Annotated in this window: 4 protein-coding genes; 3 read left to right on the top strand and 1 reads right to left on the bottom strand. The window is 44.7% G+C overall.

Features of this window, described 5'->3' with window-relative positions; translation table 11 throughout:
* Nucleotides 1–609 precede the first annotated feature (609 nt).
* Entirely contained in the window at nucleotides 610–1665 is a 1056-nt protein-coding gene (locus F6K57_RS11520) for a sulfotransferase (RefSeq protein ID WP_293067605.1), read from the top strand.
* Nucleotides 1666–1826: 161 nt separating this feature from the next.
* Here the strand turns inward: F6K57_RS11520 and F6K57_RS11515 are convergent, their stop codons facing one another.
* Nucleotides 1827–3392 carry an NAD(P)H-quinone oxidoreductase subunit N gene (locus F6K57_RS11515; protein WP_293067602.1) on the bottom strand — a complete coding sequence of 522 codons (1566 nt, stop codon included), beginning with the start codon at nucleotides 3390–3392 and terminating at the stop codon, nucleotides 1827–1829.
* A 688-nt stretch (nucleotides 3393–4080) separates the two neighbouring features.
* Between F6K57_RS11515 and topA the strand changes: the two genes are divergently transcribed.
* Both topA and F6K57_RS11505 read left to right on the top strand, forming a co-directional pair.
* A complete protein-coding gene (gene topA / locus F6K57_RS11510; RefSeq protein WP_293067599.1) occupies nucleotides 4081–6762 on the top strand; it encodes a type I DNA topoisomerase in 2682 nt (893 codons plus the stop codon).
* A gap of 90 nt (nucleotides 6763–6852) precedes the next feature.
* Complete coding sequence (locus tag F6K57_RS11505; protein ID WP_293067596.1) at nucleotides 6853–8439, top strand: tetratricopeptide repeat protein; 1587 nt, start codon at nucleotides 6853–6855, stop codon at nucleotides 8437–8439.
* Nucleotides 8440–8485: the final 46 nt, after the last annotated feature.

The raw sequence follows: 8485 nt of genomic DNA, 5'->3' as shown, positions 1-8485 counted from the left end.
AGCGATTCGGGCAAAGCCCGACGCTACGCGAACACCAACGAATCCTAGTCCGAGTGCGGGCATAAGCTGAGCTTTTAAAGATCCCGTTCTTGTAGGCTTTCGAGAACTTCTGTCAGGCAGTCAGGATTCAACGACACAGAGAAACCCTAAAGGTTTGGCAAATAAACTAAAAATCCTGCAGTCCTGGTGCATGCTGTATCCTAAATCTACTGCTGTAATCCCTTTTTGGCTCACAGTTATAGCGCTACGCGCAAGTTAGAAGTCAGAAGTCAGAAGTCAGAAGTAAGCTAGGACTAGGTTTCGGAGTTTACAAATGTCCTAATCTTAATGGGTAGTGCTATACTAGACTAGGGCTATCTATTGGAGTGGGAATTAGATAGTCAAAAGCTGATAGTGAGTTCCGTTGCTACTTATCAGTATTGGGTGTTCATTAATTGAAAATAAAAATTTAAAATTGGCAATTAACAGTTTTAAATTAACTCAAGCTAATTAAGCATAGTATAAGTAATCAACTGAACTCCATAGGACAGATCAGCTAAGCAAGCTGAGACAAGTCAAGGTGCTATATTGATCAAGTTTAAAAATAAACTCTACCTTCATCGACACACTATGGAATCTTTGTCTCAACAAAATCAGCCACTTTTTATTTTTGGGATGGAACGTTCTGGAACAACGCTTTTGCGGTTAATGCTGACCGCTCATCCTGATTTTTGTATTCCTCCTGAAAGTCTGTTTTTTGTTAATCTGGAGCCAAAATACGGTTCATCCCAAGACTTAAGCCATCAAATCGATAACTTCTTGACAGATATCTACGCTGATCGAAGGTTTCGGGAGTGGAACATTGACCGACAGCAGTTGCGAGAAAATTTGACAGCTCAGAAACCACTGAATTATTCAACAGCAGTCGCCACAGTTTATCAAACCTATCTACAGCAGTTTGATGGTCAAGCAGGTTGTTGGGGAGATAAAAATCCTGAGAATATCTATCATATTCAGACCATTCTCAAGTATTTCCATAATTCCAAATTAATTCTAATTATCCGAGATCTCAGAGCAATCTATGCTTCCCTAAAACGAAAGGAGCTTAAATTTGCCAAGACTTGGAAAGAAAGCTGTATCGCCAATGTGGTAGCGACAACCCAACAATGGCAACATTTATTCCAGGTTATTAAACACTATCAAAATGACCAGCGGCTCTATATCCTCTTCTACGAAGACTTAGTGATCAATCCAGAAGAAGAACTCCAGGGAATTTGTGATTGGCTAGGGGTATCCTTTAGCGAATCCATGCTGGAGTTTAATCAAAAAAATGCTCAAAAAAACTTGGTAGCGACCGGTGAGTTAGGATGGCACGTCAAGACCTTTCAACCCGTTAGTAGCGATCGCATTCAGGCTTGGAAACAGGAACTTAGGGATTCAGAACTATCAGTCTTGGAGATTCTGAATTATAAAACCATGCTCAATCTAGGCTATGAATGTATTCCTAAAACGTGGCAATTTGACAGGTTACTCAAGTTCTACGCAGATTATTCTCAGTACATCTATTGGAAACTGTCTAAAGCTAATCTTCAACCAGTGATAGGGAAAATCCGTGAAGCTTTAGTAACTCTCAAGACATTGCAATTATCCATGACCAGAAATCTCTCCCAAAACTCGATCCAATGAGTAAAAGGGATGCAGCAAGGGAACAGGGGGTTTCTGGCACTAGTGTTTTAAATCAAGATAAAGCCTGACTTTCAAGTCAGGCTAACTCAGTCAATCTAAAATATTTTGTTAGCGCCCTATCCTACAGGAAGGGGCGCTTCGGGTCTATGGCTCTGAGCACTTCAATTATCAGCACTCATGAATGAAACCTGATCCCCTTGAGGCAGCTGAGTAGTAATCACCGCCTGTTGCAGTATGGGGGTTTTAACAACAGAATCATTGGCCAAAGAAAACAGCGGATTGGACAAAATCCCTGCCAGAGAGGTCGCAATTAACGACATCACTAAACCGACCTGTAACGGACGCATACCGGGTAAACTCCAGCGAATTTCGGGATAATTCTTCACCACATCCGACATTTCTTGAGGTTCCTTCACCACCATCATCTTGACCACACGGATGTAGTAGTAAATCGAAACCACACTAGTTAGCAAACCTATTAACACTAAAGTATACAATCCTGCTTGCCAACCAGCCCAGAATAAATAGATTTTACCAAAGAATCCAGCAAAGGGTGGAATCCCACCTAAAGACAGCAAACAAACACTTAAAACCAAAGTCAGCAGTGGGTCTTTGTGATAAAGACCAGCATACTCACTAATTTGGTCAGTACCAGTGCGTAGGGTAAACAGAATGACACAAGCGAAAGCCCCTAAGTTCATAAACAAGTACACCAGCATGTAGAAAATCATGCTAGCGTAACCGGCTTGGGTCCCAGCAATTAGACCAATCATCACAAACCCAGCCTGAGCAATAGAGGAATAGGCTAGCATCCGTTTCATGCTGGATTGAGTGAGGGCAACCACGTTACCCAAAATCATACTTAGGATAGTCAAAGCAGTGAACACAAAATGCCACTGATCGCTTAACAATGGGAAAGCAGTGATCAGTAGACGAATTGCTAGAGCAAAGCCAGCGGCTTTAGAACCAACTGAGAGAAACGCTACCACTGGGGTGGGAGAACCCTCGTAAACATCAGGAGTCCATTGGTGGAAAGGAACTGCTGAGATTTTAAAAGCAATACCAGCGATCGCAAACACCAAGGCAATCAGAAGACCTAGGGATTGACCGGATTCTAGGTCAGCAACTCCAAGAGCGATCGCACTCAACTGGGTTTGTCCCCCAGATAACCCATATAATAGGGAGACACCATACAAAAATACGGCTGAACTGGCTGCTCCAATCAGCAAATATTTCAACGCGGCCTCATTTGAACGGGGGTCACGTTTCATGTAACCCGTCATCAGGTAGGACGAAATACTGAGGGTTTCGAGGGATATAAAAATCGTGACCAGTTCCGCCGCCCCGGACAGGAACATCCCTCCTAAAGTAGCCGTGAGCAAAATGCCAATAAATTCTGCCAAGGATGTACCCGACTGCTGCACATAACGAATTGACATCAAAATCGTTGACACAGTCGATAGGGCAATGATGCCACGAAATGCCACACTCAGGGTGTCACCATTAAATTCCCCAAAGAAGGCGATGGGATTTGCAGCATCCCATTGGAAGTACAGGGCAACTATGGCAGCAAGTAGACCCCCAATGGCTACATAGGAAATAGTTTGAGCAGACTTTTTCCCAGCAATCAGGTCAATGATTAACACTAGCAAGAGGGTAATCACTACAATCCCCTCTGGCAAAATTACCCCAGCATTCAACTGGGCGGCAAGATTGGCAAAATCCATAGGCTTTAATGATATGATCTATGGTTATTTGAGTATCCAGATTAACTTTCTTATCATATCGGTGATTGTAGCTAGTTGGGCAAAAGGCTTGTATGGCTTGGAGATTGGACAAACTAGAATTCAGTATTTATGCCGTTTCACTGCCCTCTGTGCCACGGTAAGGTGAGACTAGCTGTGTCCTACACCGGAGCAATGTTACCTTTGAAGGCAACGAACGAATTGTTTACAAATCTTTAAGCAGACGTGAGAGGAATTGGGAGAGGGGTGTACTGAGGGTGTTAACGGTGCTCTATTGGTTAGCCATCACTACATGAGCTATTCGTGGTTTACCTCTAGGTAAACATTATTTCTAGCACAATCCGAAAAAGTGGGGAGTACTGCTGAAGCGCATATTAAGTAGCCCTTAAATCCCCGTACCGATGGTCGAGTTGGCTCACTCCCTTTCCGACACAGTTGCTCCTTGTTCGTGTTAGGCTGCGACACAAGTGGCGTACTGTAGAAATTAATAGGCAAGCTTATACTGCCATCAGGGGGTTGTACTTAATGCTGGAAAACTATGGTGGAAAACTATGCTGGCAAACAATACCCACACTCAGTAGGGAGCAAGTATACTGGCTTACTCCCTCGACCTTTGAGAAATAGTATTTAAATTAGACTATTCAACACCGCCGCTATTGTTGAAACTCCGATGACAACCCTTGTAATTGTCGAATCTCCTACTAAAGCTCGCACCATTCGGAACTACTTACCTTCTAGTTACCAGGTCGAAGCCTCCATGGGTCACGTCCGTGATTTACCTCAATCAGCTAGTGAAATCCCCGAAAAATACAAGGGGGAAAAGTGGGCTAAGTTTGGGGTGAATGTGGACGCTGACTTTGAACCCCTTTACCTGGTGCCTAAAGACAAGAAACAGGTTGTCCAACAGCTCAAAGCAGCTCTGAAAGATTCTGATGAACTGATTTTGGCTACGGATGAAGACCGAGAAGGGGAGAGTATTAGTTGGCATTTGTTACAAATCTTAAAGCCGACAGTGCCAACTAAGCGGATGGTATTTCATGAAATCACTAAGGATGCTATTCAAAATGCCCTACAAAACTGCCGTGAGATCGATGATCAGGTGGTAAGAGCTCAGGAAACAAGGCGGATTCTTGACCGACTCGTGGGCTACACCCTCTCACCCCTGCTGTGGAAAAAAGTGGCTTGGGGCTTATCAGCTGGTCGGGTACAGTCTGTAGCAGTGCGGCTGTTGGTAACTCGAGAACGGCAACGCCGTGCCTTCCGCAAGGGCACCTATTGGGATTTGAAAGGGATTCTACAGCGAGAAGGAAGTTCCTTTGACGCTAAGCTAGTAACCCTGGATAAGGTTAAAATTGCTACCGGTAGTGATTTCGATGCCAATACAGGTAACATTATCCAAGGTAGGCAGGTCAAATTGTTGAGTGAACTGGAGGCGAAAGCACTCAAAGACCGCCTGATCGATAAAGTCTGGACGGTTACTAATTTACAAGAACGACCTGTTACTCGCAAACCCTCACCCCCCTTTACTACCTCGACCCTCCAACAGGAAGCAAACCGGAAACTGGGACTATCGGCTCGTGATACGATGCGGACTGCCCAGAGTCTGTATGAAAAGGGTTTCATTACCTATATGCGTACAGACTCAGTACATTTGTCTGAACAAGCGATCACAGCAGCCCGTAGCTGCGTTGAACAAAAATACGGGGTAGAGTACCTTAGCCCCAAGCCGAGAAAGTATACCACTAAGAGCAAAGGAGCTCAAGAAGCTCACGAAGCTATTCGTCCAGCAGGGAGTACATTCAAAACGTCTCAAGAAACGGGATTAAGCGATCGCGAATTTAAAGTCTATGACCTGATTTGGAAGCGTACCGTTGCTTGTCAAATGGCGGATGCTCGACAAACTCAAATTGTGGTTGATTTGCAAGTGGAAAATGCCGGATTTCGGGCTACCGGTAAGCGCATTGACTTCCCAGGTTATCTCAGGGCTTATGTGGAAGGGTCTGATGACCCCAACGCTGCTCTAGAAAACCAGGAAGTGATTCTGCCAGCTTTGAAAGTCGGAGATCATCCTAACTGTAGAGAACTAGAAGCTATCGGTCACGAAACCCAACCCCCAGCCCGTTACACGGAAGCGACTTTGGTCAAAACCTTGGAACAAGAGGGGATTGGTCGTCCCAGTACCTACGCTAGTATTATTGGTACTATCATTGACCGAGGCTATGCTCAGAAACTGAAAAATGCCCTTGCTCCCACCTTTACCGCGTTTGCAGTTACTAATTTGCTCGAACAAAACTTCCCCGACTTGGTGGACACGAGCTTCACGGCCAAAATGGAGCGCACCTTAGATGAGATTGCCAATGGGGCAGCGCACTGGCTTCCTTACCTGCAGAACTTTTATTTGGGAGAAAAGGGTCTCGACAACCAAGTCAAGGAAAGGATTAATGAGATTGACCCCATTGTTGCCCGTACTGTTGAACTCGAAGACCTCGATGCTAGAGTCCGGATCGGGAAATTTGGTCCCTATGTCGAAGTGGAAAATGGCAATGGTGTATTTACTGCTTCGATTCCCCAAGACCTCACCCCAGCTGAATTAAACATTGAGCAGGTTCAGGTACTGATTCAGCAGAAAATGGAGGGGCCAGACAAATTGGGACTACACCCGGAAACTGGTGAACCAATTTATATCCTTAATGGCAATTATGGTCCCTATCTACAGCTAGGTGACGTAACAGAGGATAAGAAGAAAAAACCCAAACGTGTCTCTTTGCCTAAGGGGGTAAATAAGGAAGATGTACACCTAGAAATGGCAGTGGGTCTCCTAGCACTCCCCCGCCTTCTCGGTCCTCATCCGGAAACAGGCAAACCCGTCAAAACCGCAATCGGACGCTTTGGTCCTTATGTTGTCCATGACCAAGGGAAAGAGGGCAAAGATTACCGCTCCCTTAAAGGTGAGGATAACGTCTTGACAATTACCATAGACCGTGCACTAGAGCTGCTGGCACAACCTAAGAGGACAAGGGGCGGTTCTCGCAGCAAGACTAAAACACCCTTACGGGAACTAGGGGTTCATCCTAAAGATGGCGAACCAGTCAATATTTATCAGGGTCCGTATGGGGTATATGTGAACCATGGCAAAGTTAATGCCTCTCTGCCAGAGGGAAAATCCATGGAGGAGTTAACCTTAGAAACTGCCTTGGAACTCATAGCAGCTAAGGCGTCATCGGGTAAATCTGGTCGCAAGTCCAGTAAATCAACTACTTCCACCAAAAAGAAAACCTCTGGGAAATCCACCAAGAAGACTACTAAGAAAACAAAAGATGATGACCAAGAGGGTAAGTCAGAGAGTGAATAAGTAATTGTACTTGCTGACAAACTGATTAAAATCAGGATATATAATAAGATGTGACAACACACTTGTCAAGTGGAAACTAGGAAGTTTGAATTGAAGCAAAAACTCTTATCCTTTATTCATGTTCCTTCATCCTTCCTGCTGACCACTGCCTCTTTACTCATTTCTGTGACATTCCCCCTTTCGCCTGTTCTTGGTCAAGACGAAACTAGTCTTGACCAAACTAGTCTTGACCAAACTAGTCTTGACCAAACTAGTCTTGACCAAACTAGTCTTGACCAAACTAGTCTTGACCAAACTAGTCTTGACCAAACTAGTCTTGACCAAACTAGTCTTGACCAAACTAGTCTTGACCAAGTCACTCCACCCCAGCAGCTCTATGTTAAAGGTCGCCAACAGTTAAGTACAGGTCAATTACAAGAGGCTTTACAGAGCTTCCAGCAGTACCTAGAACTTAAACGAAACATTGGCGATCGCTATCAAGAAGGAGTAGCGCTATATTTTATTGGGTGGGTTCATGATGAACTGGGTCAATATCAGTTAGCAAGGTCGTTCTTTGAGCAATCCTTAGCAATTGATCGAGAATTAGGCGATCGCACCGGGGAAGGGAGTACTCTTAATAATCTGGGGTTAACGTATTCCAACCTAGGGGACGATCAAAAGTCCCTAGAATTCTATCAACAAGCCTTAGCCATCTACCGAGAAGTGAGCAATCGTGGCTACGAAGGCAGGACTCTCCATAATTTGGGGAATATATACTATAAGCTGGGTCAGGAGCACCAGTCCCTGGATTCCTACCAGCAAGCTCTCGATATCTATCGAGAAATACTGGATAATCCCGAAAACAATTCTCTAGTGTCACAGGCAGACCAAGGAACACTGCTTAATAGCCTAGGGTTAGTTTACCACCGTCTAGGCAACCACGAACAGGAACAGTTGTCCTATCAGGAAGCCTTGACTATTGCCCAGGAAGTAAGCGATCGCATTTCAGTGGGAATGCTTCTGAATAATTTAGGTATCGCTTACCATCGTCTAGGAAAGTACGAACAAGCATTCTTAACCTACCAACAAGCCCTAGTGATTCATCGGGAAGTGGGTTCAAAAGCTGGGGAAGCATTTACCTTTAGGACTATTGGTGCTGTACTGGCGGCACAAAACCAGCCAGAACTAGCGATTATTTTTCATAAGCAAGCAGTCAATGTATATCAGTCCCTGGGGCAAGATGTCACTAAACTGTCTCAAGAGAAATTGTCTCAGGAGCAAAAGCAGTCCTATAAACTCAACTTGGATAATGCCTATCTAAGTTTATCTGAGTTGCTGCAGCAACAAAAACGGGTGCAGTCGGCGCAACTGGTGCTAAATTTATTCCCAGTGCCAGAACAAAAAGACGATTTGTCTAATCAGGACAAGACTCAAACTAGGGTTCACGAAAAAATACCATACTTACCTGAGGAGGAGCAAATCAAAGCAGGCTATGAGGAGATTTTACAGCAGCAGCTTTCCCTCAGGGAACAACTCAATCAACTGATTACTATTCCGATAGCAGAAAGAACTCCTGTTCAGCAAGACCGTATTCTTGAGTTTAGGCAAAAGGAGCAGCAGCTGACCCAGGAATTTCTGCAATTCCTCAACAGTTCTAAGGTTAAGAACCTAGTGACACAGTTGAAGGAGAGGGGGTAGTGTGGGGAGAGAGGGGAGAGCACAAGAGTTTGGGGAGAGGGAAGAA

The sequence above is a fragment of the Moorena sp. SIO4A5 genome, from assembly GCF_010672005.1.
GTDB lineage: Bacteria > Cyanobacteriota > Cyanobacteriia > Cyanobacteriales > Coleofasciculaceae > Moorena.
Note: the sequence above shows the minus strand (reverse complement) of the source record. Positions and strands in the feature narration are given on the sequence as shown.